Source organism: uncultured Psychrosphaera sp. (assembly GCF_947500655.1).
Taxonomy (GTDB): Bacteria; Pseudomonadota; Gammaproteobacteria; order Enterobacterales; family Alteromonadaceae; genus Psychrosphaera.
This window is the reverse complement of the sequence record NZ_CANMSK010000001.1, coordinates 269,452-292,797: the sequence shown is the minus strand read 5'-3', so window position 1 is coordinate 292,797 and position 23,346 is coordinate 269,452. Positions and strand designations below refer to the sequence as shown.

The following is a 23,346-nucleotide window of genomic DNA, read 5'->3' as shown; positions in this document are numbered from 1 at the left end:
ACAGTACAAAACTATTGTTTGTTAACTATAGTGCAGATCTGCGTATATAAAATAACCATACTAGAATCATGGTTTTAACGCTATATTGAAGAAAATAATTCCAGTTGTCACGCCTAATATGCATGAAAACCATTAGTTGTATTTTATTTGTACAATTAATAATGCCAATTTGATTAAGTCTTTATGATTGGATTACTTGATTTTGTTTAGAGCTTAATTAGACAAAACACTGCTCCCATTAGTATAAAGAGTAAATGCAATTAACTTATCTAGGAATATGGATGCAGATAATGAGTGTTTTTATTAGTGGTAGAGGGGAGTTTATTTACTATACGTGGACACTTTGTGGACATAAAAAGAAAAAAACCCTAGTAAACTACTGATTACTAGGGGTTTTATGTGGTGGAGCTGGGGGGAGTCGAACCCCCATAGGTATATTTACAGACTACGCTAGACCACTAGAAACAGTGATTTAGCGATTAACTGGTGGTTTAAAGTAGTCTCTTTCTTACCTTGGATCGATCCAAAATAGATCCAATATATTTTTCTACATAATACATTCTAGAGATCATCAAACCGCTAGACTAAATAAAAATAGATATAAATATTGTATTTCATCATGACAATTAACTTTTGCCATAAAGGATCTGCTTTTTACTGAAGTTCAAAATGATACATTACTGATCAATTCTTTGCTCTTTTACATAGCTAATCTGATTCTTAAACGAAATGGATGAGCTATATTTAAACTTTGCAGTCATGATAAAAATGTCCGGCTTTAATTTGCAAGGTAAATATCTGACGTGCTTATAGCTTCGTTATTTGGGTTATTTCCACTGTTTTTGTTAGGAACAACATGTAGAGCTCTACCGATTGAAAGCTGACACCAATCTTTCCAGTTACCGTCGTTAAATTTATCATAATGAAGAAAGTAATCTTGACCATACGCATCCTTAGCAAATAAAAAGCTAGCTTTATCTTTTGGTCGGTGAGATATTTTCACGCTGATTAATCCTTGTAAAGACCCATTCCCCTTTTCACCACTAAGATCATATTCATTAGGTGTCGATGGAGTTCGCCACTCTTCACTCGAGAAGGGGTTGTCGCTGAGTTTTATGGTGGCCAACTTTCTGACCATAGAATCTAGGTCAAACCATTCTTCTGAGTTCCCTATCTCAATGATGTTTTCTGCAACGAACGTTAAAAGAACGATTCCTTCAATGTTAAATTTGTCACAATAATTGTGACGGCTGAAGCTGAATTCAATCTCCTCAAATATTTTTATAGCCTGCTTATTTGCTTCCCTAAAATAACCTTCACTCCTAAAAACATCAGAGAATATCTTCGATGCTCTTACTAACGCATCCACAGTAGATTCTGGCTCAGAATCTACAAGATTTTCCATTTTTCGTTTCCAAGCACTAGCTCTATAGGTGCCCAAAATACCTCTGTATAATCCAGAGTCCTTCCATTTTTTTGTTTTCTCTAACGCTTTTTCGTATTGACCTGAATACAACAATGCTAAGAAATAACCATTATAAATACTCTTCCCAAAACCGATTTTATTGGGATCATCTGAAGTCCAACCTTGATCAATTAACTCCTGATAAACATTATACGCCTCATCATATCGTTTGGTCGAATGATACAATCTACCTAACAAATATGCAGAGGAAGGTACTTTAGGGTTTTTTGAGACGGCAAGACGGTAATGCTCTTCTGCCGATTTATAGTCCTTCAATAATTCAAGTACACGACCAAAAGCTCGATGGAACAAAGGCTCTTCTTCGTATATAAACTTTGATTCCTTGAGTTTTCTAAATAGTCCTACAGCTATATCGGTATTCCTTCTAGCTTTTCCCAAGTTAGAATTCACTTCAGTAATTAAGATCTTTAGATTTTCGCTAGTGTTTTTGGGGATGAAATCCGAGTGCCATTCATCAAGTTCTTTATTTACTTGTCGAATGTCTATTTCATTAGATAACACTCTCCTTTGATGAATACTGTTCTGTACTCGGTTTCTAACCCCAATATTTCTTGGGGAAATGACAAGTAAGTCCCTTACAGAGTCACTTAGGCTGTATAGCTCTCCTTGCTCAGAGGATCTTCTACTGAGAAGACTCGTTTTAGATAACTCGCCTATTGCTGAAGAAATTTCATCCATATCTTTATTGAGAAGCTGACACAAAGAAAGCCTTGTTGACGAATCTTCTACAAAGACAGCTTCAAGTATTTCAACTGCATCCTCACTTAAAGCGCTTATAAGGTTATTATAAGAAAATTCTGCAATTTCTTTATTTGCAACATTAAGTGATTTTGGAACATCATGCCCTGCAATTACCAAATCGATCGTTAACCTAATAGCTAAAGGATTGTAAAAACAGCCTTTTGTTAGTTTCGAATACAATCCTTCTTCTAATCCAGCCCCCCCCCTTTTCGACAAATAAGTCCTAGCAAGGTGTATTGCGGAATTTTCTTTCATTGCATCCAAACTAAGAATTGTAGAGTTTGATATTGAAACGCGACTTGTAACCAAGACTTGCCATGCAGGGGGCAAAGTATAATTCAGCTCCTCAAAGCTTTCTTGATTGTCCCTAAGTAAAGTTTCAAGGTTATCTACGCAGATTAATATTTTACTGTCTTTTTTCTCATTAGTAGCTTCATCAAAAGAATTATAACTTTCATCAAATATAAAATTTATTGAGTCGAGAATATTATTCTTTAGCTCCTCCATCGTTTCGAAAGATTCTAATGAGACTACACCATTAGAAGTCAGTTTTTCAGTCTTCATTGTCGTGTATAGAACGGCATCAATAAATTGGGAGTAAGAAGGGGTCGATATTATTCCATTTAAGAGATCTAAAGCTAGGGCTGTCTTGCCTACTCCACCAGGCGCGACAAGTGCTATAGTATTGACGCGCGGATTTGAAATATACTTTTTAAGTTCGGCTAGTTCTTTTGAACGTCCAATTAGCCCTGTTAACCCATGATCAAACTGACTCGGTAAATTATTAGGTATCTGCCAAATAACTTTTTGAATCCACTCTTCAGGTGGATCATTTATCGTTCCTGACTCCGCAGATATTAAAGCTTCTTTTATACCAGACAATCCCAAAATTTCATTTACCGGATCACTAGCTATAGATGCCACTCTAAACCAATAGCAATCCCAAAATGGTCGATTCGGATGAGAAACTGCATTTCTAACTTCATATATATCTAAATGATGAAAAAGAGAATATAGATAATTAATCGAGTCACCAAGACTGCTGTCCTGTGCAATATCTAGTGCAAAACCAAATAATTCATCAAGGTAGGTCGCTTCAACTATATCTTTAATAGAATTTTTGTTAAATACTCTACCTTTATCAACTTCCCTACGATGAATATTCTCTAATGAGTCTAGATTGAGAGATTCTATGTCCCCGTTATTTAAAACAAAACCACCTAGAGCTTCTTCAATTTGATGAAGAAGCATTGCAGTTTTCCGTCTTTTTTCATTACCCATATTTAGTCCATATATTTGGTTAATTAAATCTGCACCATAACAATTAAATCAAAGATGATTTACATACTTTCTGACAACGTTGTTAATATGATGCATTGATAACAAATCCCTAAAACCTTTACCAGTTCTTTCTTATATATCACTTTGATATATTATTTCGCAACCTATTGAGTTAGGTGTGAGTGTCCGCGTTGGTTAATTTTAGAGAATAAAAGTGTAAAATGAAAGTCAGGACTAGTTCTCTTTATTCTCGTGTTTGAGGGGACTTTTAATCGATGAATTTAAAAATAGATTAGACACTCTTTTAGCCATATCTGGCAGTTCTGAATCCATCCACTTACCGTAATGCTTTTCTAGCATAGCCAAAGAAGTATGCCCCATTTGTTTTGCAATCCAGCGCTCTGCTACGCCATTCGTCAGTAATTGACTGGCGAATGTGTGTCTTGCTTGGTTTATTGCTCTATAACGAATCTCACATTTGATTAAGTGCTTTTTTAAGAATCGTTTATTAACATTTTGAGCATCAGAGTAGGGGAGTTGGTTTAATGAATTTCTAAACACAAACGATAGTGTTTCATCTTTAATCGTTCGGTTGTCCTCTTGAAGAACTGGAACTTCGACGCCAGGTAAAATAAACGTTAATGCTTTTTGGCTTTTTAGAATATCGTAAGCCTGGTCTAGCAAATCTATTGTTCTGTAACTTCCATCATTTTTAGTGTGAGCGTAATTGCCTTTACTAACTCCACGTTTAATTTTTATTTTACGTTTTCTAAAATCAACATCTTCCCAGGCTAAGCTGTAACATTCTGATGCGCGAATACCTGTCCAACAAGCGAATAGAAAACCATTAAGTTCGCTTTCGTCTTTAGTTGGTTTATTTTGAATGATATTTAGCTCATTCATTGTAAAAGGGTCACAACTATCTACTCGGCCCCGTTTAAGGTTTTTGATGTGCTCTAGTGGATTATAATCAATTAACCTATCTGCTTTGGCGTCTTTAAATATTCCACGTAGCGGTATAAAAACATCATTGATAGTTTTGTTTGAAATCAAAGTTGTTAATGTTAAGTCGCGCCAATCTCTGATCTCAGTTTGTGTTATTTTGTCTAACCGCATATTGCCAAATTTAGGACGTATGTATGTATCGCACCTTGTCACATTATGTTTGTAGTTATCTTCACGAGTATTCGACTTATTACGCTTTAGCCACTTATCTAAAGCGTCATTTACGGTTGGAATAACACCGCGCCCTGAAAATAAATTAATACGCTTAGATTCAGGGAAGTGCTTTGCATAGTCGAATGAGTTTGTTGCTATCTCATGTAAAATTGAAATACGTTTGTTAGACGCAAATTTTATATTCGACTTTGTAAGTGAAACGCCTTTGATGGATTCAATACAACGAACACTTTTATAGTAAAAACTAAGCCTGATATTCTTTCCATGTATTGAAACACCTTCAAATTGTTTGCAATATTCAAGCAGCGATTCCGTCATTTTCAAAATACTCGTCTAATTTTTCGTAGTTGTACACTATAACGCCTTTCACTTTTTTCCAGTGAATGCCTTCAACAATTTTACCAGTTTGACGCATTTTGTTTAATGCGTCATCTGAGAAACCTTTATGAATTTCTATAACTCGAGCTTTCACCCAGCCAAGTCTTATATAAGCATGTGCCATATTATTCTCCATCCTTTATAGCTTTGGTTGATGGGCAAACAAAGCCTAACGGTTTTAATTCATAGTTACACTTATAGTCCCAATCAGCGTCCCAGTATGTGCCATCTAACGGCTCTCCATTATCGTCCAATTCGTCTGGCTTTAATTCAACATCAACCATTGAGGCTTGGCTTGTTACTTTCCCTGCAACAATATTAACGACACTTTCGTCCCATCCATCATCTAAATAGCCTTGAATGGCATCTTTTGTGGCCTCGTCACGTTCAGACTCCGATTTAAAGTAAACAAAACCGTCACCTTCAGGGTTATAGTGAAAGTAAGGATAATCTGGCTCAGGGTTATATTTAAAATCTACTTTCATGCTGACACCTCAGACACTTTCTTGATTTTATGTTCAAGCCTTACAATGTTTTTCAAAGGATCTCTTATCTCAACTGGCTGGTTGTTAACATCTAACCGGTTAAGCTGTAAGTTCTCAGCTCTGTTAAAACATTCTAGGTTATCGAGCACGCAATTAAGCTTATTGCCATCTTTAAACCTAATAACTGTTCCTGGCATGATAGGTCCATTAGCAGCCTCCCAAACAATATGATGTTTAAATCTAAATCTAGTTTTGTGACCAGTGTATGGATTAGTTTCAGCAACTTTAACCAGGATAAAACCATCTTTTGAGCAAATACGTTCAGAACCAATAGGTCTATGATTTGCAGACACATGACCTTTTTTAAATGATGTTTTATTTGGTCCTTTAGCGCCTGAATTAGGGCTAGGTACATGGCCCTTTTCAAAGCGGCCAGTTCGTCCAGTTTTCCAACCATTACGCTTACGTAATGAATTCAAATTAATTTTAGATACATCACTACGGTTAAACCTTTCACAAAACTGTTTGTGCAATTCATTGCTAACTAACGTGCAATTATCTTCAACCCAAGTGAGTTCTGTTACTGAATAGGAAATTTTCTTACCTTTCATGTTAACCACCTATTAGGTTTGGTAATTGAATCTTACCGCCATATTCAAGTTTAAGTTTTTCTGCTTTTAACACTGTTTGAGAATTCGAGATTATTGCTTTTGCGACACTGGTAATAGCTCTACCACGGTCAATTTCTTTTCCTAGTTCTTCGCCAGTCAAATCTTCATCACCTAAGCGTTCTAGTTGAGCGAAAAGGTGGTTGTTTAAATCTGATAATTTGTTTTTCATTGCTTAACAGCTCCCAAATTAGAGAAAATTGTTTTAAATTCTTCTGTACGATTGCCTAAGTAGGTGACAAAACAGCCTTTAGTTGCTCCACCGGTTGCTTTGTTCTCAGCGTCATTGAAATGTGTGCGACCATCAATAAAACAGCTTAAACCAGCATTCAATAGCTTTTGGCACCAAGTTTCTGAGGTGTTTGAAAACGTAATGTTAAGACCTTCCTTGAAATTACCTTGATTGAATTGCTCTAAGTAATAGTTAATCCAATCTAAGTTGCTTGGAATGTCTTCAGTTATGCAATGACCTCTATACTTTTTGTACTTTGGATCGTTGCATATCTTTTTAGTACATTTAGTCTTACAAGCTTTTTCACCTTTAGTGAAAGGGTGGTTCATCCAAAGAGTGTTACCAACCCAATCTTTAGTTAACGCATTATCTTCAATGGTGAAGATCTGTTTAGCTTTAACGTTTTGATTAGCCAGTTCACAAGATGCCGGATCTAAGTCGATAACAGGAAACATTTGATGAACACATGCTAATACTTCAGCTGGTGTATAATATTCAACGTTGCCGCTGTCTTGGTTTATTAGTTGTGAGTTGTTCATATCAAGCCACCTTCAGTTCTTGGCGAATTTGGCAAACTCTGCTTTTGCTTTTGTTGAATTGAGTCGCTAGTTCAGAAATTGTTTTTTTAGTATCTGCAATTTCATTTAATTCTGAGCCTATCCACTTGCGACGATGGCCTTTGCATTTATCAATCAAACCAAGCTGGTGGCGTTTGCTGTAAACTGAGTTAACAGAGCGACCAATTTTCTTAGCCGCTTGTGTGTGAGTTAGGGTTGTATTACTTACGACCTCTAATTCTTTTTTTGAGAATGGGTTTCCGTTGGTCATGATTAATCGTCCCAAACTTCAAGGGTATAAAAATCATCTGCATCTAATTTGAACTCAACTTTTTGTGCGTATAAGTTCAATAAGAAAAGACCAATATTACTAGCGTAAGTTGCTGCTGTAGGGTTTTGGGTTACTTCGGTTTTTCTTCCCCCTGAGAGTGAATTTTCATTTATGTAACCGATCTTCCAAACACCTTTTTCATCATGATTGTATAGTGTCAACGTTATATCGTACCAATCGTATTCAGGGTGTTTTAACTTAACCACCATCGAAGTTTCACTGTCACCGAACTCGGCTGATAACTCTATTTCCCCATTAGATTTAAAAGCATCCTCTTTCCACTGTCTCTTTACATAATCAATAATTAAGTCAGCAGATTGAACACCTTCAATTACGGGAAACTCTTCTTTTAATATTTCATCGATATTGGTTAATGCTGCACTTTTAACAACGTCAGAGAATCGGTTTTTAACTTGTTCAATAATAAAATTATTGTATGAAGGTAATGTCCAACCTCTGCTAAGTTTTATACTTTCTTCGATTTTAGACTTAATATCTTTGCCAAAATCGCTGTAACTTTTCATTGAATCGTTTACGATTTCTGCAACTGTGGTTTCAATTTTTGTCTGAATCATTTTTTCGATTGAGCCGTCTTCTATCATTTTTCCAATAGATTCATTTACTATTTGTGCTAATTCTTTCATTACGCAGCTTCTCCGTATTCAACCGCAAGATTGTTAAGCAGTTGGTTTAATTCACCTGTCATTAGGGCAAAATCAGCATCAAACTTGGCTAAACCATCATCGCTATTGATATCGTCATTTTGCTCTTTGATAACATCGAGGAACTTAACTTGTTTCAAATGGCCTTCGTCGGTCAAATCGAACAACACCTTGTTATCCCAATACATCGATAAACGCTCAACATATTTTCCATTGGCAATATGCAGCTGAACTTCTTCTTCTGTTAAGTCCAAGTTTTTAAGCTTGGCTTGGCTTGCTTCTTCATCAAGAGCTTTAAGGCTAATGTTGTTAGCTAAAGTAAACGGGGTAGGCGTCGAGTTGTTTTGAACCCAACCAGTTAACGTAGTTAATAAATCTGTTTCAGGTTTAAATGGTAAAATAGGAAGTGAACCCAACGATTGACGCAAGAACGCTAGTAAGGTTTCAGCTTTATTCGCTGAGTTAGCATTAACAACAATTCGTTGGCCTTTGTAATCGATGTAAGCAAACAGCAGATTATCTTTAGTAAACGCTTTTGGTAGTAACTGTTGAATAATTTCTTCTTTCAAAGTCACTCGTTCTTTTTTGCCAACTCTCTGGCCACGCTCAAACTCTAACAACTGAACTTTTTCGTTCAGTTCTTTGTTTATTACAGAGCTTGGTAATATTTTTTCTTCTGTTTTGAGGCAGATTAAAGCATTATCACCAGCTGCATGAACAAGTGATTTTGTACCAGGTATTGCAGAAGCCCAACCTTGCTTTTTTAAATCCATAGAACCACAAGGAACAAATAAGTGTTGTTCTAAATGACTATGTATTTGCTCAACGGTCACGTTAAACGGTTTTGTGAATTGGTATGAAATTGCGTTGTTAAACCACATAATATTTTCCTAAATTTTAATAGGCCGCTTTAATTAAGCGGCTATTTCAAATAATTCTAAGTGTTTGTCATAGTCAGCAAGTAACACCCAAGTACGTAAAATTTTGTTATTGGTTTTGCTGTGTTTTATTTCCCCAGCTTTATTTCTTGCTGGAACCCTTGCTCTTATTCCAAGACCTTTAAACGATGGATCGCGCTTCATAACGGTTAACATATCTTTAGCCGTTTCTGGTGTGGCTAAATCTCCACTAACTTGCTTTGGCTTCATTTTGTTAAACAGGCGGTCAACTTCTTTTTTATAAGCCGATTTTTGTTCATCTTGTGACAACGCTTTATATTTTTGTGTAAAAGATGAATTAACATTACGAAGTTTTTTATCTAATTCTTTTGCGGCTAACTTTTTAGATATTCCAAACACTGCAAACATGATGTTCTCCAGTTAATCGGCTATGCGACTTGCTCTTTTTGCGCATCAAGCACAGCGAAATAAACCTCAAGACTTGCTTTTGCATCAGCCATCGCGGAGTGAGCATCAATAAGATCTCTGCCTGTAAAGTGCTTGTATGCATCTATTAGCTTAGGGTTCTTACCACCTATAACCGATTGCGCCATACGCATAGAGCAATGGTGATCTTCTTTAACAGCCCACTTCTCCATAGCTTCTTCATTAAGAAAACGCTTAGCTGCAATTCGTACAATTCTTTGGTCAAACGTTTTGTTATAGGCTATACGTTCCGCATCAGATCTAAGTGCCAACATCATTTCAAGCGCTTGCTGTTCTGGAACGCCAACTTCTAAAGCGTATTCAGTTGTAATGCCGTGAATGGCTGAAACTTCTTCTGGTATTTCCCATCCGTCAGGTTTAATAATCACGTTTAGGCTTGCGATTTCTTTACGGGTATTAGCATCAACTAATATCCCACCTATTTGTACTAAGTGCGGCTGACTTGGATCGTCAGATGGAACTTTCCAGTTAGGTAGGCCAGTTGTTTCAGTGTCGTAGCTAAATAATTTTGTCATGATTTATTTCCTAAAATTTTGTTTAGATTGGTCGCATTCAAGCAAGCTTTAATTAATGTTTTATGCTGCTTTAACTTGCGTAATACTCTTACGACGAGCAATCACTTCAACTTCGTATCGATTGCCATTTTCATCAGTTAGAAGCAGTTCAATATTTGATGGTGAAAACATTGATTTTGAACTATCCAGTGTGGCGATAGTTGTTATTAATTCCTTAGGAATAAACGCAGACTTTCCACCAGAAAATACCTGGTCCAGTTTTGGTGAGTTAATTTTTAAACCAAGTGATTGGCTAGTGGAGGAGGTTGATTCAGATATTACTTCCGGCTCAACTTTAGCTTCTTCCGCTTGATTGGATTTGGCTTCCAAAGCGGCTTGTTCGGTTTGTTGTTCAACCAATAATTCAGCCTCTGCCTTTGCTTTAGTTTCTTCATCATGCTTGGTGATCCTTGTAGAAATTACGGTTTCAAATGTAGAGATTTCTAGCTCAAGATGTTGTTGTAAATCTGGGAATAAGAACGTTTTATCTACTGCGATTTCATTGAATAAATCAATGTTAGCTTTGTACTCTTGGGCTTTTTCAGACGTAAGTATTTTTGCGCTAGCAAGTTCAGAATCAATTGCATTTTGAAGTGATTCAATTGTGCGTTTATTTTTCGCTGCAGTAACAAAATCAGCTACATAATTAGGAATGGTGTAAGGTGCAAGCTCGCTATTTAAAGCAGAAATGTGTTCAGAAAGTTTTTGCTTACCTTCTAAAATAACATTTTCTTTTTGCTGTGCTTTATAGGCTTTGTCCTTTTTCTCACAATCAGCCTGAAGCTTTTGTAAAACAGAATCCATTTCGTTAGCTGTTTCTGCGAAGGTGGCAAAGTCAACGAACTGGCCTTGAACTTGAGCAACTTTATTTTTTAAAGCTTCACGAGCTTTTTTAACATCTTTACCAAGTTGCCCCTTGCTTTCAAAGTCTGATTGAGTGGATAATTCTTTGTTAATTTCGTTTGTGCATAACTCTTTTAATGCTACAAGCGCATTGTCAAAGTTACTTGATACCTGAGTCCCTTTAACTTCAACATGTAGATTTGGTAATGATACTTTCTCTACAATTACTTTCTCAGTTTTAGCCTTTAACTCATGTGTTTCTAAGTCAATCGCAAATTGTTTCCAACCAGCAATAAGAGCTGCTCGTCTTTCTGGCACTGACTCATACCACATGTATTCCATCTTTTCTTCAGTGCCATCAGACACAACGAAAATCGCTTTTTCTGCTTTAGACACTAATAATTGTTGTTCTAGCTGCCAGTAATAAGCTGGTTCTAATTGGTCGTTTAGAACATTCTCAGCAAGCGTTTTATTCCATATTTTATGTTCAAAAACGATATCCCCCATCATGGTCAAACCATCGAATGAAGCTAGATAACCCGTTTCTTCATCAACACCAACAACTGGGTATAATTCATCATCAATAATCTTTTCAACGATTGGTCTAGCTGCTTCTTCAGCTGCGTGACCGCCATCAAAAATACGCTGTGTGTATTCGTTTACTTTTGTTACCCAACCTTTCTTGTGATCAAGCAGTTCGTTCCGAGAACAATGCTTTGACTCGTTCTTCATCATTGGCGCTTCAGAAGCGTTGAAATGTTCCATTCGAATGTCTATCCATTCTTGTGAACCTTGAATTAAACCTTGTAGTATTTTCATGCTTCTTCTCCTACTGGAATAGACTTGATCATTTCGATTTGCTCTTCAGTAAGAGAATATTTACTTGTGACCATGCTAATAATTGCATCGTGTGTTTTTGTACCTTCTTGGATTAACGTGTTCCATTTAGGGTAATTTTTGTCAAAATGCGCTTGAGGGTATTCTGGTTGTAAAATTTCGCCTGTGGCCTCATTAATATTTTTAATGGTAGCTGGCGGAGTTGGGTTAACTTCACGCTCTGAGTAATCTTGAAGCTCTTCAGCTACACTTAAACCTTTAAGAACGTCTGCAAATTCATCACGAGCCGCAAAGCCTCGAGCTCTCATTTGCAACATACGCTTTGGGTATTGAGTCCAAGGTCCTGATTTACCCCACAAACTAGCTTTTTCAGCATCTGCTTGTGAAAATGTTACGGTTACTTCAGCGTGGCCTTTACGTTGAACAGTGACGTAAGCCGTCATTGTTGGTTCATCAAAACGTTCTTCAAACTTCAGGCATAAAGGAGAGCCGAGAACTACAGCTTTTACCGCATCCCCCCAAAGTGCAGGGCGTCCATTTATTACAGCGATGTTTTGAATTGCTTGCATTGGTGGTAAACCAACATCAGCGCCCATTTGAACAGCAACTAGGACATTACCTGGCTTACCTTTAAAATCTTTTGGCACCATTTCGCTATTAGCCATTAACTCTGCTAGCTGCATAGCTTCTGTAACGTTTTGTGGCGTTAAAGAAAAAGTTGATTGAGTTGTTACCTGGTTCATAGCGCACATCCTGCAAAGTTAGAATTAAAGTAGTTTTCCTGTTGTGTTGAATACACAACAGAAAGAGAAGGGGAACGTCCTTGTTCATCACGAAGATGGCGAGGTTTCTGAGTAAGGGTTTTATTTAGAATTTCTGAATAAGCACTGTTAAACTCTTGAAGTGAACTTGTTTCATAATTCAAATCTTTTGTAATTAGTGGCTTTTCATCGAAAAGGGTAACTAAAACTGAATTACCTCTTGCTTCAATACAAAGTGTGTAAGTTGGCTTTATTTCAGCTTTTAAAGCGAATAAATCCTGAACTACAAGGTCTTTGCTATTTCGTGTAACTATTGTCATGTGATACTCTCCTGAGTGCTTTTTTTTGCCTTAATTCCTCGCGTTCAAACTAGGTTAAGGCGATTTAAGTAGAGGTGGCTTTTTAAGCCGCCTCGTCTAAATAATTTCTCGGTAACTCTTTGTTATCGATTGCTAGTTTTATTGCTTCTTCAATTAGATCTGCAGCAATTGCTGTAAACAATTCTTTATATAATCGAATCGCTTTCCCTGAGTGTTCTGACTCTAGTGCCAACATGACACTTTCAAACTCAGGGTTTTCAGTTAACCGGTTACGTACATCATCACGAGTTAATGAAACACCTTGTCCGTGTTCGCTAACACAATCGCCAATATCAACGCTTTTACCGTCTAATAAATCTTGTACTTGCTCATTCATAATTAAATTCTCATTAATAGTTAAAGGCATTAGCAAAACTCTCTATTTTTGTTTGTTCGTGTTGTTTTAACTGTTCGGGTACTTCTGTAGTTGCGTTCAACATCTTCACTGCAAGCTGATGTGACACAGAGTAGAATTGCTAGCGTGTAACGTAATACGCCTTGCTGGATGGCGGTATTAACAGTTTCACGCATGTTTTGAGTACAAAACTTAAAGCTCAATTCACTGCATGTTTTTTTTACGGTACCTAGTGCTACACCTAATTCAGCTGCAATTGTTTTCTGAGGCAGACCTTTAGCGACCAGCAATAACGTTCTAGCTTGTTGAACTGGCAAACGAGAAAACGGCTTTGAATCAACATGAATATTGTCTAGTCGGTAACCTGTTTCTGTTCTGATTGTTTGCATAGTCCACTCAATTACAAATTTATTTGTAATTCAATTTAATTCAAATTTATTTGTAGCGCAAGTTAAATTACAAATTTATTTGTAATGCTTTTTTTAAATGAATTTTATTCTTATGAATTCTATAAAAAGTTGATTTTTTTATGTGCACAGGTAATTATTGTGTTTAAAACAAGGATAAGGAATTAGTTATGACAAACACCTCAAACAAAATTAGGAAATCTTTTACTATCAGTTATGACTTCCCCAGCACAAAAGGGCATTTAATTGATGCTGAAGAGTTGGCGAATAACCTGTTAAGTATGACCAAGTTAATCAAGGAAGCAGATAAAATATCTAACGGCGAGAGTTCGGAAGTTTCTGTTGAAGTAGCCGCCCATAAACCTGGCTCTTTTGAGGTTGAAATAGTCGCGTGGTTATATGCTGGTGGTATAGATGTAATTTCACAAATTGGTATTGGTGCAGGTTTAACAGCATTTTCAGGAAGCACTGTTTTTAATGCTTTGAAACAATTAAAAAACAGAACGATTATTGGTAAAACAAGAAACAGTAACGGCGATGGTTATATACTAGAATTACAAGATGGAGAAACTATTACAGTATCAGATGAAGCTTTACCTTTAGTTGAAAATCATAGTATTAGGAAGCATATTGATGATGTATTCCATAAACCATTACTCAAAGAAAAAGACGCAAAAGTAATAATAAAAACAACAATTGAAGACGAAGGGGGCAATGAAGAGGCTGCTCCAGATATTGAGTTCGACGCCATAGTCACAGCTGAATTTAAAGCTCCACCTAAAAAAGAATTTCAAGAAGTTGAAGAAACCGAATTCAAATCTGAAGTTAGATTCACCCAAGTTAACTTTGAATCCAAATCAGGGTGGAAAGCATTTATAAAGGATGACAAGCCACAATCCGTAAAAATGGAAGATGAAGCCTTTTTAGAAAGAATCAATAATAAGAAAAAATCATTTATCAAAGGTGAGCTTTTTGTTGTAAAATTGAGAGAGACAACAACTACTATTGATGACAGTGTTAAAACAAGCCTTGCAATCATTGAAGTAATTAGACATCGTACGGAAAAGTCGAAAAAACTTATTTAATAAATATGGATCCAATTTTACTTAAAGGTATTTCAATCATCTTGACCACTATAGGAGCTATCCCACTTCTGTGGTGGTTAGGCATGACATTTGGAAAGTGGATTATAGTAAAGTTTTGGCCTAACAAAATAGTCTTCATCACTATTGAAGTAGATGGGCAGGAATCCATTAAAATGGTACATTTAGACATACCAGAAGAGCTGTCATTTGCTTTAAAGCATGCCAAGGAGAAACATCTTTGAGTGCAAAATCTAATGTGCAAAATTTTTCTGCTTCGTTGCTTACTGCAGGAGTGATAGCCGGTTTAGAATTTAAGCAGCCCGAAGATTACCAAATTTATGTAATTGCCTCTCCGTTAATCATTGGTTTCTTAGCTATTTGTTTTGAGTATATTCGAGTTTGGTTTGGAGTTGAGTCGAGAGAGGAAATGTCAGTACGAAAAAACGTAAATAACAGAATTGAAAAAGTAAAAAAAAGTTTAGAAGACCCTTTGGTATCACCCGAACAGAAAGTGAAATTTCAAAAGCAATATGATCAATTATCAGAAGACCTTATTCAATGCGGCGTTGCTGAAATAAAGTCGTAATTTAAATACTAAACAATTAATTTCTTTTTCTGTAACTGCCTATAACAACTCCACAAACTCTGGCGTCTGGCAGCATTTCAATAATTGGGCTAGGCCAATTAGGGTTAAGAGCTTTCAAGTATTTAGCCGAACCGTCTATTATTAGCTGCTTAAAAGTCGCTTCAGTATTACCGTTTTGTCTTACGACAACGCAACTGCCATTCTTCGCTCCAACTTCTGGGTCAACAAATATAATTTCTCCATTAATAAATTCTGGAGACATTGACTCGCCTAATACAGTTAAAGCGAACGTACTCGAGCTATTTCTCTCAGGGCATGGGTAAAAATCACTAGCGTCACTTGGTTGGAAAATATCACTGATTTCTGACCAAGAGCCCGCTTGCACCCAACTTATCAAAGGTACTTGATTAATATTCTTATCTGATTCATATGTATTTTCTTCTGTAAGTTCCATCTTACCGATCCCTTTTTCTAACCAATTAGGGGAAATCCCTAAAACTCTAGCTATTGAGGCCGTATGTCCAGATTTTTTCGCTTTACCTGAACAGATGTACTGTATTGATTGAGGACTCACTTCAATTTTTCTTGCCAATTCTGACTGTGAGATGCTTCTTTGAGCCATGGCATATAGCAACCTATCACCTAAGTTTTTCATGATCATTCACTCTAAATATTGATGCAACTATTCTACAAAATATTTTGTAGATTGTATTTGCAAAAGTATTTGTAATTTTCATTGCTTAATTACAAGTTTATTTGTATCTTTGTGTTTTGAATTTCCAGCATGAGATCTTACAAGCATGAAAAACAATGCTTTAAAAAAAGCTATTAATATTTTTGGAGATCAAACTTCGCTTTCAAAAGCTATTGGTTGTTCTCAGCAAAATATATCTTACTGGCTTAAAACAGGAAAAGTTGCCGCGGATAAAGTTATTCCACTTGAGCGTGCAACCGGAATTCCTCGTTATGAATTTAGGCCTGACATCTTTCCAGATGATAATGATAACAATAAAAGGGCTGCTTAATTTATTTTACCTATAGGTAACTACTTGTCTGTTGTTAGTAACTATAACGGCAACACAGGAATTGCGTAAGCCGCATTAGGTAAGTGTTTTTTTATACAGGTATTAATAATGACAGTATCAGCAATTAATTTTAACTCACGTAATTTTGTAAAAGTTGTCGGTGGCGCTAAGCGTACAACGATAATACTAGGCGAACGAGCTTACAACATAGGGGCTTGTTTACTAATGTGTGATGGTCAACCGACACCAGAGCTGGTTCAGATTGTTAAGGTCTGCAAGACTAGATTTGGCACATTAGGTTTAAGTGATGCGGTTGAACATGGTTATAACAATATATCTGATTTAAAGAGCGAATTAGAAAGCTGTTACCAACGTTCTATACAACTTACTGATGTGATCACCATTGTTCGTTTTGAAATGGCTGATGATTAATGAGCATACTAATTATTTTAGGAGCTTGTACGGGATTATCAGCGCAAATTACTACTGCATTAACTGATTGTAACGATGTTGTTATTTGCAATCGTATACAAGAGCCTGAGCAACCAAAGTTAACATTACACTTAAAACCTAAAAATATTTCTACAGATATAACTTCAACTTCTAATTATGAATTATCTGATATTCAAGAATTACCACCATGGGGAAATGATCCTCCAATAATAAAAAACAAATTGATTATTCAAACACCACCGCATTGTTTTGGGCTGTGTAATAGGTGGTAAAACTTAGAAGTAAACAAAACAAAAAATTAATTAAAACTAAAAATTATTTGAGTTGTTGTTCTAAGGCATTTTTTAGTTGGGAGTGTCGCTGCCCTGAGTGCGACAACGAGTATTTAACAGAGTTGATTTGTTCTTGGTGAAGTATGGGGTTCGAGTCCCTACTGTGAAATACAGTCGCTTTGGGTGCGGATTAAGACTTAAAATTGCTAGTTCGATTCTGGCCGCAAGTCAATTCTGTTAAGTGTTTTAGAAGGTGCGGTTCAAGTATTACCCCGAACCGCAGACAATAAAAAACCCACATGATAGAGGCGCAACTCTAGTGGGTTAATCATCAAGGTATAAATATGTCACAGACAGCTGAAATAATCAACTTTCAAAGGCCAATTGTGAAAGCAAATGTTGAAGAGGGCTATGTTCAAATAGCTAATACAATGGTGGAGCATTTGGCTCAACTCGATATGTCAGGAAGAATGATACGTGTAGCCATAGCTATAATTCGTAAAACCTATGGCTATAACAAGAAAAAAGACCGTATAACGGCGAGCCAGTTAGCTGAAGTAATGAAATATGAAGGTGCTCATACTCATTTAAGTTCTGATGTAAAAAAGTTAATAAAACATGGTGTTATTTTAGGTGAAAGAACTGGCTCATATATCGGTCCAAATCCAATTTTATCAGATTGGAAAACAAGCAAAAAGGAACCGAAAACGGTCACATTACAACCTGACCGAAATCAGTCACCTACCAAACCGAAAACGGTCACCCCCCTGACCGAAAACGGTCAGAAAAAGGAACCGAAAACGGTCAACACAAAAGACAAGAAAGACAACTTTACAAAAGACAATATAAAAAAGACAGTGGAAGCTTTACCCGAAGTCATTCCCAAACAAACATTTTTGGAGTTTGTTAAACACCGGAAAGAAATTAAAAAACCGTTTACAGAAACGCAACTTTCTAAATTCATAAAAAAATTAGAACGGCTTCATGCTGAAGATTATGACTTAACTTCAATTCTTGATGAAGCTATTGAAAACGGTTGGCAAGGTATTTTCCCAAAACCTCACCACAAGGTTTTGCCAAGCCAAGGTGCTAACTCGAGTGGTTATAGTGGCTTTGACGTCCGTGAGGTGCCTGTCAATGAACACTAACCTTTACGAAAAATTAAACCAGATCAAACCTACTGGAATTCAACCAAAATTTAAAACGGTTGAAGAGTTACGTGCGTTTCAAGCTCAAGAGCAGCTTAAATCGTCTGAACTGGTCAATAAAAACCGTTCGAATCATTTTCTAAAAAAACTAATGAGCGAATCAGGGATCATTGAAAAAATGAAAACCTGTAGTTTCGATAATTACAAAATAACCAACGAAGGCCAACAATCAGCGTTAGATATTGCGAAGCAATACGCTTTGAACTACGAAAATGAACCAGACAGAGGTTTTATATTCTTTGGTAATTCTGGTACCGGAAAAAATCATCTTGCGTGTGCAATAGCAAATCATCTTATTGCTATTGGCAAAACCGTTTTAATTGATAAAGCGTTCAATATCGTATCGAAAATTAACGAGTGTTATTCAGATCGTTCAACACTTTCTGACACAGATTTAATTAGAAGTTTCTCGAAACCAGACTTGTTGATCATCGACGAAGTTGGTCTTCAGCGTAAAAATAATAACGAACAATTATTACTAACAAGCATTATCGATAATCGGATAAATACGTTCAAAGCTACCGCTATTTTAACAAACGAAGATCCTAATTCACTTGAAATGTTCCTTGGTTTTAGAAGTATCGACCGAATTCACGAGGGTAAGCCTGTGGTTGTTAATTTTAATTGGGGCTCATTTCGAAGAGGAAGCAAGTGATGAAAGATTTTCAAGTTACTCGACATAACTTAAACGATTTTTACCAAACGTTTGAAGAAGAGTTGGCTGCTAATCAGATCATGATTGTAACTGCGCAATCTGCCAATACTGGCAAGTGGGGAATGGCTAGATTGTGGAGAAAGTGGATGGCTACAACTGCAAAATATATGGCTGATAACGGTGTGACTATGCCATTGATGTTCGATATTGATGGTAAGCCATACGGAAGCAGACCATTTAATCCTGAAGATGCACATGAATTATTTACTCGTCAACATTTGGGTGTTAATGCAAATGGAGAACGGTTGAGCTGGGGGCGCGATAATCCTGAAAATGGAGACCGTAAAGCAACTAAAGGTGAACGCTTTCACGCATTAAGAAAACATGAAATGTGGGCTAGTGAGAAAGGGATAACCTTGTTTGTCCCGCGCAATAGTGAATATATCGACTTACAAGAGCAGGAAGTCCAATGAGAATTAAATCAAACAAACTTCGTGCTTCTGCCGAAGGTCAAGAGTGCCAAGTTAGGTTACCAGGCGTTTGTAATTGGAATGAAAGAACTACTGTTTTGGCTCATGTGGGTAAAGATAGCGGTATGGGAATGAAAGCCAGTGATATTGAAGCAACGTTCGCATGTAGCTCCTGTCATTCTGTAATGGATGGACATACAAAACATCATTTTGATAATGACTTTTTAAGATTGGCCATGCTCGAAGGTGCAGAACGTACCCGTGCAATATGGGTTGAACAAGGTTTAATTGAGGTTAAATAAAATGTATCGCTATAACCCTTTACTCGATATCAAATCAAGCAAAACGCAAAGCAATAGAAATGCGTTAGAAGATGCTGAGCAAGAAGCCTTAATTGAATGGTCTTTAATTCAAAAATTGCCAAATATGCCACACATCGAAAAGGGGGCCGTTATCAATGATTATTTATACGCAATCCCTAATGGTGGCAAACGAGATAAAGGCGTAGCAATAAAACTTAAAAAGCAGGGCGTGAAAGCTGGCGTATCAGATTTGCACCTGGCGTTACCAATGTTTGGTTTACCTGGTCTGTGGATTGAAATGAAACAACCAAATAAATCAAAGGCCGAAGTTTCACCAAAACAAAAAGCATGGTTAGCCAGGATGAAGTTAGCCGGTTATGTAGTTGTAATTGCGTATGGGTGGGATGAAGCAAAAGCCGCAATTGAAAATTACTTATATCAAAGAACTCAGTTAAGAAGGGCTGCATAAAAATAATGAATCCAATTAGATTGATGGCAAAACTGACACCTAAAACAATAAACCTTGAAGGTTCAAGCGGTGGCTCTAAGACAATCGACTCGATTGATTGGACAACTGCAGCTCATGCGCTGGTGGGTTTGTCTAAAGATGCAAACAATTGGGCTTTATACAGATTTGCTGGCCATGACGAAAAACTAAAATCAGTTTATCGGTCGTTAAGTATGAATATTGTATTGTTCATTAAAATTAATCGATACAAATTACAACCTGAAACGTTAGACGGATTAATTAAAGCTGCAGTTCTTGAATACATTCAACCCGTTTGTGGAGTATGTAACGGTGCCGGTTATACGAATGAATTAAATAACCAAGGTGAATGCATCCAGTGCAAAGGCCGTGGCAGAAAATTGTTCTCTAAACGTTTTATGTGTGAAGTGATTGGTATTAATCACAAAAGTTATTCCAACTCACATGATGAAGTATCAAAAGAGCTAATTCGAATCGTAGGAACGTGGGAGCAGCAAATTATGTCAAATATTCATAGTAAAATGGGAGAGGTAGCATGATTGAATTTGAAGAACTATTAATCGATATGGGTAAATATGGAATTCCTACTTTAATGATGTATTCGGGGGAGTGGAGTTGTACGAACGAATTAAATAATAAAATTGAAGGTGCTAATTTAGAGATTAGAACAGATGATTTTAACACACCGTCAGAAGCTGTTAAGCAGTGCCATGAAAGAACAATGAAAGCGATTAAGGTTTTACCGTGATTAATTTCACTTATCTTGAGTGGTAGGGCTTATGTGTTAAGTTGATGTTTTTTGTGGCAACATTACAAACTCAAGTTTAATTAAATTAGCATGGAGTCAGTTTAATGTTAGATATAAAGAAGTGGTTTTGGTTTGGCGGTGTTGTTTTTGTTGTTGTATTCATTGTGGTTGTAGTTTTATCTATAAGTAACAACTCAATTTGTGAAGATATGTTGGCAAAATACGAAAAAGCAGGTAATAATTCTAAATCAGTTGCAAGGGGGCTTCTAATTAAGGAATGTGGTCAGTCCATCTTAGATGGTGTTGATAAATAATAATGTAATGAGCTGTTGATATTTAAGTCGATAGTTTTTACATATAGTTATATAAACTAAAAGGATTTAACGTGAAAGCATTTCTAATTATCTTACTAATATTTATATTAACCGCATGTAAGACTACTACAGAGCCAGCAAAACCTAAAGGTGAGTGGGTTTGGATAAATACTAATTTATCTAATGATTCAACCACATCAAAACTGGAGTACTCTAAAGAGTTTGAACTGACAAAGGCAACTTGCAGTATTGAGAGTAGCAAGGTTCAAATTCCATCACCATCATGTGTTCAACCACCAAAGCAAGATTGCACAGGAAAAACTGGGTTTGCATTGGGTTTTTGTCAATCGTACACACCAAAACCTAATTGTGATTACTCCTCTGTAAATGCAGCACAAGATAATAAGCGAAAAGTGTTTGAGAGTTGCTTGACGCTTAATGGGTGGGAAAGAGTGTGGGATGATTACAACAAAGAGCCTACAAAGCCCACAGCAAAGAAAATATACGAAATAGAACCAGAGTTAAACTTTACTTATGAAAAACAATTGGTCCCCATTTCAGTTGAACATAGAGATAAAGCCAAAACGTACTATATGCTGGGAATTGCTAATTTGAAGGGCTCAAAGGCCACTGGTGAACCTAACTATTCAAAAGCTGAATATTGGCTAACTAAAGCGGCAATAAGAGGAGTGACAGACGCTAAGACTGAACTAGCTTATTTGTATAGCAGTACGAATAATATTGAAGTATTTGATATTCAGAGGTCTATTTATTGGGCTCAATCAGCAGCAGAGGAGCAATCTTGCCAAGCTGTGATTATATTAGGTAATATTTATAGTGGAATTGATAAGAGTGTATTTAACATGCCGTTGTCTTACGCTTATTACGACGTAGCTAGATTTTGCGCTAATGAACGACAGGTCGAATTTATAAATAAAATGCATGGAATTTTAAAACCAAACTTAAAGCAAAGTGACATGGATAAAGCTGAAAGTTTAAGTTCTGATATTTATAAGGCGTTGTTCGTTAACTAACAACCCTCTGCGCAAAACAATGCGCAAATTAGAAAAACTGCGCAATGCGCAAAACGTGCGCAAGCGTAAAGGAAGCCTTTTATTTTAAAGGCTTTCACAGAACACTAACAATTTAACCGCGCTAAAAAGTGCGCAAGGAATGTAAAATGAATAATGATTTAGTTGGTAAAGAAATTGACCCTTTTTTAGAGAAGCTGGCTCAAATCGCTGAAATTGGTGTTGAATATGGAGTAACTATTTACGTTAGCGGACTTATAGTTACAGGAACAATCATTAATGCAGCTAAGTATTTTGAATTAACATCTGAAAAACTTAAAGCTAATGGTGATAAAGTTATCACTCAGTATACAGATGCTATTAGTGCTGTGGTGAACAAAGCTTATGAATCGAATCCCAATTACAGGAAAGATAGTATTGGTTTTATCAACCTTAAAAACGCAAAAATATTGAATGGTGACAAGCTTATTCCAGGTGAGGGTGGTCTGTTATGGCGCGCGAAAATTTCGAGTGTCGACGCTTTTAACTTAGGCATTTTGGAAAGTAGTTAAAATCGCTATTGGTTGAAATAAAGAACGACAGCATGGAATTAAACATATTAGACATAGCCATTACCACCTTACTCCGTGATAAGCGCAAGAAGTTATGTGTTCCTATGCTTGAAATAGCCAGATGCCTAGATAAGACTCATGGTTTTATAGGCCTTGTTGAATCAGGTAAGCGTTCTTTATCAGTAGGCGAGTTAGAAATTTATTGCAATGTTTTGTGTGTAAAAATGGAAGATGTCATCGCTGAGGCTAAGAAAAAGGTTATGTTTCAGTTTGATTTAACTTAAAACAGAGTGAAAGTTTATATTAAATAATCGCAATTAAAAATGGGTTTGTTATGGAACGCACACATAATTATATTAGTGAACAGAGAAACGAATTTGCAAGGCGTGTTGTCAGTGACAAGGACGATGTTATTAAAAAAGCTATTTGTGGATTGATTGGAAGTGATTGGAGTAGTGAAGATCTAATTGGTAGATGTGAGTTAATTGTTAATACTGATAAGTCTGAAGTTTTTATTTTAGATAATGTGCCACTGGTTAAATTCATGCCAGCTGAATTTGATGTTAGAAAAGAAACAATTGAACACATCCACACTTGCAATATTAAATATGAGTTACTTAATTAAAAGGGCGTTAACCGCCCTTTGTTTTGCACAAAA

The 23,346-nt window shown here is 36.4% G+C and carries 35 protein-coding genes; 17 read left to right on the top strand and 18 right to left on the bottom strand.

The annotated features are described in order from the left end of the window. Positions 1-778: 778 nt before the first annotated feature. The 17 genes from Q0940_RS01340 to Q0940_RS01260 form a co-directional block, all read right to left on the bottom strand. Positions 779-3,508, bottom strand: coding sequence for a hypothetical protein (locus tag Q0940_RS01340; protein WP_299262977.1), 2,730 nt, complete (start codon positions 3,506-3,508; stop codon positions 779-781). A gap of 234 nt (positions 3,509-3,742) precedes the next feature. After that, positions 3,743-5,005 (bottom strand): DUF3596 domain-containing protein, encoded by a 1,263-nt coding sequence (locus tag Q0940_RS01335; RefSeq protein ID WP_299262975.1) that lies wholly within the window; start codon positions 5,003-5,005, stop codon positions 3,743-3,745. Next, positions 4,986-5,189: a hypothetical protein gene (locus Q0940_RS01330; protein ID WP_299262973.1), complete on the bottom strand. Its 204-nt coding sequence runs from the start codon at positions 5,187-5,189 to the stop codon at positions 4,986-4,988. Before Q0940_RS01330 ends, Q0940_RS01335 begins: the two co-directional genes overlap by 20 nt. A gap of 1 nt (position 5,190) precedes the next feature. After that, entirely contained in the window at positions 5,191-5,550 is a 360-nt protein-coding gene (locus Q0940_RS01325; protein ID WP_299262972.1) for a hypothetical protein, read from the bottom strand. After that, on the bottom strand, positions 5,547-6,161 hold the full coding sequence (locus Q0940_RS01320) for an HNH endonuclease signature motif containing protein (RefSeq protein ID WP_299262971.1): 615 nt from the start codon (positions 6,159-6,161) through the stop codon (positions 5,547-5,549). The genes Q0940_RS01325 and Q0940_RS01320 overlap by 4 nt, the downstream gene beginning before the upstream one ends. Before the next feature lies 1 nt (position 6,162). Then, on the bottom strand, positions 6,163-6,390 hold the full coding sequence (locus tag Q0940_RS01315; protein ID WP_299262969.1) for a hypothetical protein: 228 nt from the start codon (positions 6,388-6,390) through the stop codon (positions 6,163-6,165). Continuing rightward, complete coding sequence (locus Q0940_RS01310; RefSeq protein WP_299262966.1) at positions 6,387-6,989, bottom strand: DNA N-6-adenine-methyltransferase; 603 nt, start codon at positions 6,987-6,989, stop codon at positions 6,387-6,389. Before Q0940_RS01310 ends, Q0940_RS01315 begins: the two co-directional genes overlap by 4 nt. A 1-nt stretch (position 6,990) precedes the next feature. Further along, positions 6,991-7,278, bottom strand: a complete 288-nt coding sequence (locus Q0940_RS01305; protein WP_299262964.1) for a hypothetical protein — start codon at positions 7,276-7,278, stop codon at positions 6,991-6,993. 2 nt (positions 7,279-7,280) lie between these two features. After that, positions 7,281-7,982: a hypothetical protein gene (locus tag Q0940_RS01300; RefSeq protein WP_299262961.1), complete on the bottom strand. Its 702-nt coding sequence runs from the start codon at positions 7,980-7,982 to the stop codon at positions 7,281-7,283. Beyond that, complete coding sequence (rdgC, locus tag Q0940_RS01295) at positions 7,982-8,881, bottom strand: recombination-associated protein RdgC (protein ID WP_299262959.1); 900 nt, start codon at positions 8,879-8,881, stop codon at positions 7,982-7,984. Before rdgC ends, Q0940_RS01300 begins: the two co-directional genes overlap by 1 nt. Positions 8,882-8,914: 33 nt before the next feature. Further along, entirely contained in the window at positions 8,915-9,307 is a 393-nt protein-coding gene (locus tag Q0940_RS01290; protein WP_299262957.1) for a hypothetical protein, read from the bottom strand. A gap of 20 nt (positions 9,308-9,327) precedes the next feature. Further along, complete coding sequence (locus Q0940_RS01285; RefSeq protein WP_299262955.1) at positions 9,328-9,900, bottom strand: 3'-5' exonuclease; 573 nt, start codon at positions 9,898-9,900, stop codon at positions 9,328-9,330. Between the two features lie 60 nt (positions 9,901-9,960). Continuing rightward, positions 9,961-11,601, bottom strand: a complete 1,641-nt coding sequence (locus Q0940_RS01280; protein ID WP_299262953.1) for a YqaJ viral recombinase family protein — start codon at positions 11,599-11,601, stop codon at positions 9,961-9,963. Beyond that, positions 11,598-12,362 carry a hypothetical protein gene (locus tag Q0940_RS01275; RefSeq protein ID WP_299262951.1) on the bottom strand — a complete coding sequence of 255 codons (765 nt, stop codon included), beginning with the start codon at positions 12,360-12,362 and terminating at the stop codon, positions 11,598-11,600. The genes Q0940_RS01280 and Q0940_RS01275 overlap by 4 nt, the downstream gene beginning before the upstream one ends. Then, positions 12,359-12,700, bottom strand: coding sequence for a hypothetical protein (locus Q0940_RS01270; RefSeq protein WP_299262948.1), 342 nt, complete (start codon positions 12,698-12,700; stop codon positions 12,359-12,361). Before Q0940_RS01270 ends, Q0940_RS01275 begins: the two co-directional genes overlap by 4 nt. Before the next feature lie 82 nt (positions 12,701-12,782). Next, complete coding sequence (locus Q0940_RS01265; protein WP_299262946.1) at positions 12,783-13,106, bottom strand: hypothetical protein; 324 nt, start codon at positions 13,104-13,106, stop codon at positions 12,783-12,785. Next, on the bottom strand, positions 13,106-13,483 hold the full coding sequence (locus Q0940_RS01260) for a sigma factor-like helix-turn-helix DNA-binding protein (protein ID WP_299262944.1): 378 nt from the start codon (positions 13,481-13,483) through the stop codon (positions 13,106-13,108). Before Q0940_RS01260 ends, Q0940_RS01265 begins: the two co-directional genes overlap by 1 nt. Positions 13,484-13,671: 188 nt before the next feature. On the opposite strand from Q0940_RS01260, the gene Q0940_RS01255 reads away from it, so the two are divergent. Together Q0940_RS01255 and Q0940_RS01250 are read left to right on the top strand one after the other, a co-directional pair. Next, positions 13,672-14,586 (top strand): hypothetical protein, encoded by a 915-nt coding sequence (locus tag Q0940_RS01255; protein ID WP_299262942.1) that lies wholly within the window; start codon positions 13,672-13,674, stop codon positions 14,584-14,586. 238 nt (positions 14,587-14,824) lie between these two features. Further along, the gene (locus tag Q0940_RS01250) at positions 14,825-15,172 is read left to right on the top strand and encodes a hypothetical protein (protein WP_299262940.1); all 348 of its coding nucleotides are present in this window, start codon (positions 14,825-14,827) and stop codon (positions 15,170-15,172) included. A gap of 16 nt (positions 15,173-15,188) precedes the next feature. On the opposite strand, the gene Q0940_RS01245 is transcribed toward Q0940_RS01250, so the two are convergent. After that, entirely contained in the window at positions 15,189-15,827 is a 639-nt protein-coding gene (locus tag Q0940_RS01245; RefSeq protein ID WP_299262938.1) for a S24 family peptidase, read from the bottom strand. 145 nt (positions 15,828-15,972) lie between these two features. On the opposite strand from Q0940_RS01245, the gene Q0940_RS01240 reads away from it, so the two are divergent. The 15 genes from Q0940_RS01240 to Q0940_RS01170 all read left to right on the top strand — a co-directional run bounded on the left by Q0940_RS01240 (position 15,973) and on the right by Q0940_RS01170 (position 23,313). Continuing rightward, complete coding sequence (locus tag Q0940_RS01240; RefSeq protein WP_299262935.1) at positions 15,973-16,197, top strand: YdaS family helix-turn-helix protein; 225 nt, start codon at positions 15,973-15,975, stop codon at positions 16,195-16,197. A gap of 108 nt (positions 16,198-16,305) precedes the next feature. Beyond that, on the top strand, positions 16,306-16,629 hold the full coding sequence (locus tag Q0940_RS01235; RefSeq protein WP_299262933.1) for a hypothetical protein: 324 nt from the start codon (positions 16,306-16,308) through the stop codon (positions 16,627-16,629). Continuing rightward, positions 16,629-16,922, top strand: a complete 294-nt coding sequence (locus Q0940_RS01230) for a hypothetical protein (RefSeq protein ID WP_299262931.1) — start codon at positions 16,629-16,631, stop codon at positions 16,920-16,922. The genes Q0940_RS01235 and Q0940_RS01230 overlap by 1 nt, the downstream gene beginning before the upstream one ends. 344 nt (positions 16,923-17,266) lie before the next feature. After that, positions 17,267-18,070: a replication protein gene (locus Q0940_RS01225; protein ID WP_299262929.1), complete on the top strand. Its 804-nt coding sequence runs from the start codon at positions 17,267-17,269 to the stop codon at positions 18,068-18,070. Further along, the gene (locus Q0940_RS01220) at positions 18,060-18,785 is read left to right on the top strand and encodes an ATP-binding protein (protein WP_299262927.1); all 726 of its coding nucleotides are present in this window, start codon (positions 18,060-18,062) and stop codon (positions 18,783-18,785) included. Before Q0940_RS01225 ends, Q0940_RS01220 begins: the two co-directional genes overlap by 11 nt. Then, positions 18,785-19,258 (top strand): hypothetical protein, encoded by a 474-nt coding sequence (locus Q0940_RS01215; RefSeq protein ID WP_299262925.1) that lies wholly within the window; start codon positions 18,785-18,787, stop codon positions 19,256-19,258. The genes Q0940_RS01220 and Q0940_RS01215 overlap by 1 nt, the downstream gene beginning before the upstream one ends. Then, positions 19,255-19,557 carry a nuclease domain-containing protein gene (locus tag Q0940_RS01210; RefSeq protein WP_299262923.1) on the top strand — a complete coding sequence of 101 codons (303 nt, stop codon included), beginning with the start codon at positions 19,255-19,257 and terminating at the stop codon, positions 19,555-19,557. Before Q0940_RS01215 ends, Q0940_RS01210 begins: the two co-directional genes overlap by 4 nt. 1 nt (position 19,558) lies before the next feature. After that, positions 19,559-20,026: a VRR-NUC domain-containing protein gene (locus Q0940_RS01205; protein ID WP_299262921.1), complete on the top strand. Its 468-nt coding sequence runs from the start codon at positions 19,559-19,561 to the stop codon at positions 20,024-20,026. 5 nt (positions 20,027-20,031) lie between these two features. Then, positions 20,032-20,583 (top strand): hypothetical protein, encoded by a 552-nt coding sequence (locus tag Q0940_RS01200; protein ID WP_299262920.1) that lies wholly within the window; start codon positions 20,032-20,034, stop codon positions 20,581-20,583. After that, entirely contained in the window at positions 20,580-20,792 is a 213-nt protein-coding gene (locus tag Q0940_RS01195) for a hypothetical protein (RefSeq protein WP_299262918.1), read from the top strand. The genes Q0940_RS01200 and Q0940_RS01195 overlap by 4 nt, the downstream gene beginning before the upstream one ends. A 104-nt stretch (positions 20,793-20,896) precedes the next feature. Continuing rightward, a complete protein-coding gene (locus Q0940_RS01190; RefSeq protein ID WP_299262916.1) occupies positions 20,897-21,106 on the top strand; it encodes a hypothetical protein in 210 nt (69 codons plus the stop codon). A 71-nt stretch (positions 21,107-21,177) separates the two neighbouring features. Next, positions 21,178-22,140 carry a hypothetical protein gene (locus tag Q0940_RS01185; RefSeq protein WP_299262914.1) on the top strand — a complete coding sequence of 321 codons (963 nt, stop codon included), beginning with the start codon at positions 21,178-21,180 and terminating at the stop codon, positions 22,138-22,140. A gap of 146 nt (positions 22,141-22,286) precedes the next feature. After that, positions 22,287-22,688, top strand: coding sequence for a gas vesicle accessory protein GvpU (gene gvpU, locus Q0940_RS01180; RefSeq protein WP_299262912.1), 402 nt, complete (start codon positions 22,287-22,289; stop codon positions 22,686-22,688). 32 nt (positions 22,689-22,720) lie between these two features. Beyond that, a complete protein-coding gene (locus tag Q0940_RS01175) occupies positions 22,721-22,972 on the top strand; it encodes a helix-turn-helix transcriptional regulator (protein ID WP_299262911.1) in 252 nt (83 codons plus the stop codon). Positions 22,973-23,022: 50 nt separating this feature from the next. Then, on the top strand, positions 23,023-23,313 hold the full coding sequence (locus Q0940_RS01170) for a hypothetical protein (protein WP_299262909.1): 291 nt from the start codon (positions 23,023-23,025) through the stop codon (positions 23,311-23,313). Positions 23,314-23,346: the final 33 nt, after the last annotated feature.

Coding starts and splice junctions, on each gene's coding strand:
- Q0940_RS01340 (WP_299262977.1), bottom strand. CDS start 3,508: ATGGGTAATGAAAAAAGACGGAAAACTGCAATGCTTCTTCATCAAATT.
- Q0940_RS01335 (WP_299262975.1), bottom strand. CDS start 5,005: ATGACGGAATCGCTGCTTGAATATTGCAAACAATTTGAAGGTGTTTCA.
- Q0940_RS01330 (WP_299262973.1), bottom strand. CDS start 5,189: ATGGCACATGCTTATATAAGACTTGGCTGGGTGAAAGCTCGAGTTATA.
- Q0940_RS01325 (WP_299262972.1), bottom strand. CDS start 5,550: ATGAAAGTAGATTTTAAATATAACCCTGAGCCAGATTATCCTTACTTT.
- Q0940_RS01320 (WP_299262971.1), bottom strand. CDS start 6,161: ATGAAAGGTAAGAAAATTTCCTATTCAGTAACAGAACTCACTTGGGTT.
- Q0940_RS01315 (WP_299262969.1), bottom strand. CDS start 6,390: ATGAAAAACAAATTATCAGATTTAAACAACCACCTTTTCGCTCAACTA.
- Q0940_RS01310 (WP_299262966.1), bottom strand. CDS start 6,989: ATGAACAACTCACAACTAATAAACCAAGACAGCGGCAACGTTGAATAT.
- Q0940_RS01305 (WP_299262964.1), bottom strand. CDS start 7,278: ATGACCAACGGAAACCCATTCTCAAAAAAAGAATTAGAGGTCGTAAGT.
- Q0940_RS01300 (WP_299262961.1), bottom strand. CDS start 7,982: ATGAAAGAATTAGCACAAATAGTAAATGAATCTATTGGAAAAATGATA.
- rdgC (WP_299262959.1), bottom strand. CDS start 8,881: ATGTGGTTTAACAACGCAATTTCATACCAATTCACAAAACCGTTTAAC.
- Q0940_RS01290 (WP_299262957.1), bottom strand. CDS start 9,307: ATGTTTGCAGTGTTTGGAATATCTAAAAAGTTAGCCGCAAAAGAATTA.
- Q0940_RS01285 (WP_299262955.1), bottom strand. CDS start 9,900: ATGACAAAATTATTTAGCTACGACACTGAAACAACTGGCCTACCTAAC.
- Q0940_RS01280 (WP_299262953.1), bottom strand. CDS start 11,601: ATGAAAATACTACAAGGTTTAATTCAAGGTTCACAAGAATGGATAGAC.
- Q0940_RS01275 (WP_299262951.1), bottom strand. CDS start 12,362: ATGAACCAGGTAACAACTCAATCAACTTTTTCTTTAACGCCACAAAAC.
- Q0940_RS01270 (WP_299262948.1), bottom strand. CDS start 12,700: ATGACAATAGTTACACGAAATAGCAAAGACCTTGTAGTTCAGGATTTA.
- Q0940_RS01265 (WP_299262946.1), bottom strand. CDS start 13,106: ATGCCTTTAACTATTAATGAGAATTTAATTATGAATGAGCAAGTACAA.
- Q0940_RS01260 (WP_299262944.1), bottom strand. CDS start 13,483: ATGCAAACAATCAGAACAGAAACAGGTTACCGACTAGACAATATTCAT.
- Q0940_RS01255 (WP_299262942.1), top strand. CDS start 13,672: ATGACAAACACCTCAAACAAAATTAGGAAATCTTTTACTATCAGTTAT.
- Q0940_RS01245 (WP_299262938.1), bottom strand. CDS start 15,827: ATGAAAAACTTAGGTGATAGGTTGCTATATGCCATGGCTCAAAGAAGC.
- Q0940_RS01240 (WP_299262935.1), top strand. CDS start 15,973: ATGAAAAACAATGCTTTAAAAAAAGCTATTAATATTTTTGGAGATCAA.
- Q0940_RS01235 (WP_299262933.1), top strand. CDS start 16,306: ATGACAGTATCAGCAATTAATTTTAACTCACGTAATTTTGTAAAAGTT.
- Q0940_RS01230 (WP_299262931.1), top strand. CDS start 16,629: ATGAGCATACTAATTATTTTAGGAGCTTGTACGGGATTATCAGCGCAA.
- Q0940_RS01225 (WP_299262929.1), top strand. CDS start 17,267: ATGTCACAGACAGCTGAAATAATCAACTTTCAAAGGCCAATTGTGAAA.
- Q0940_RS01220 (WP_299262927.1), top strand. CDS start 18,060: ATGAACACTAACCTTTACGAAAAATTAAACCAGATCAAACCTACTGGA.
- Q0940_RS01215 (WP_299262925.1), top strand. CDS start 18,785: ATGAAAGATTTTCAAGTTACTCGACATAACTTAAACGATTTTTACCAA.
- Q0940_RS01210 (WP_299262923.1), top strand. CDS start 19,255: ATGAGAATTAAATCAAACAAACTTCGTGCTTCTGCCGAAGGTCAAGAG.
- Q0940_RS01205 (WP_299262921.1), top strand. CDS start 19,559: ATGTATCGCTATAACCCTTTACTCGATATCAAATCAAGCAAAACGCAA.
- Q0940_RS01200 (WP_299262920.1), top strand. CDS start 20,032: ATGAATCCAATTAGATTGATGGCAAAACTGACACCTAAAACAATAAAC.
- Q0940_RS01195 (WP_299262918.1), top strand. CDS start 20,580: ATGATTGAATTTGAAGAACTATTAATCGATATGGGTAAATATGGAATT.
- Q0940_RS01190 (WP_299262916.1), top strand. CDS start 20,897: ATGTTAGATATAAAGAAGTGGTTTTGGTTTGGCGGTGTTGTTTTTGTT.
- gvpU (WP_299262912.1), top strand. CDS start 22,287: ATGAATAATGATTTAGTTGGTAAAGAAATTGACCCTTTTTTAGAGAAG.
- Q0940_RS01175 (WP_299262911.1), top strand. CDS start 22,721: ATGGAATTAAACATATTAGACATAGCCATTACCACCTTACTCCGTGAT.
- Q0940_RS01170 (WP_299262909.1), top strand. CDS start 23,023: ATGGAACGCACACATAATTATATTAGTGAACAGAGAAACGAATTTGCA.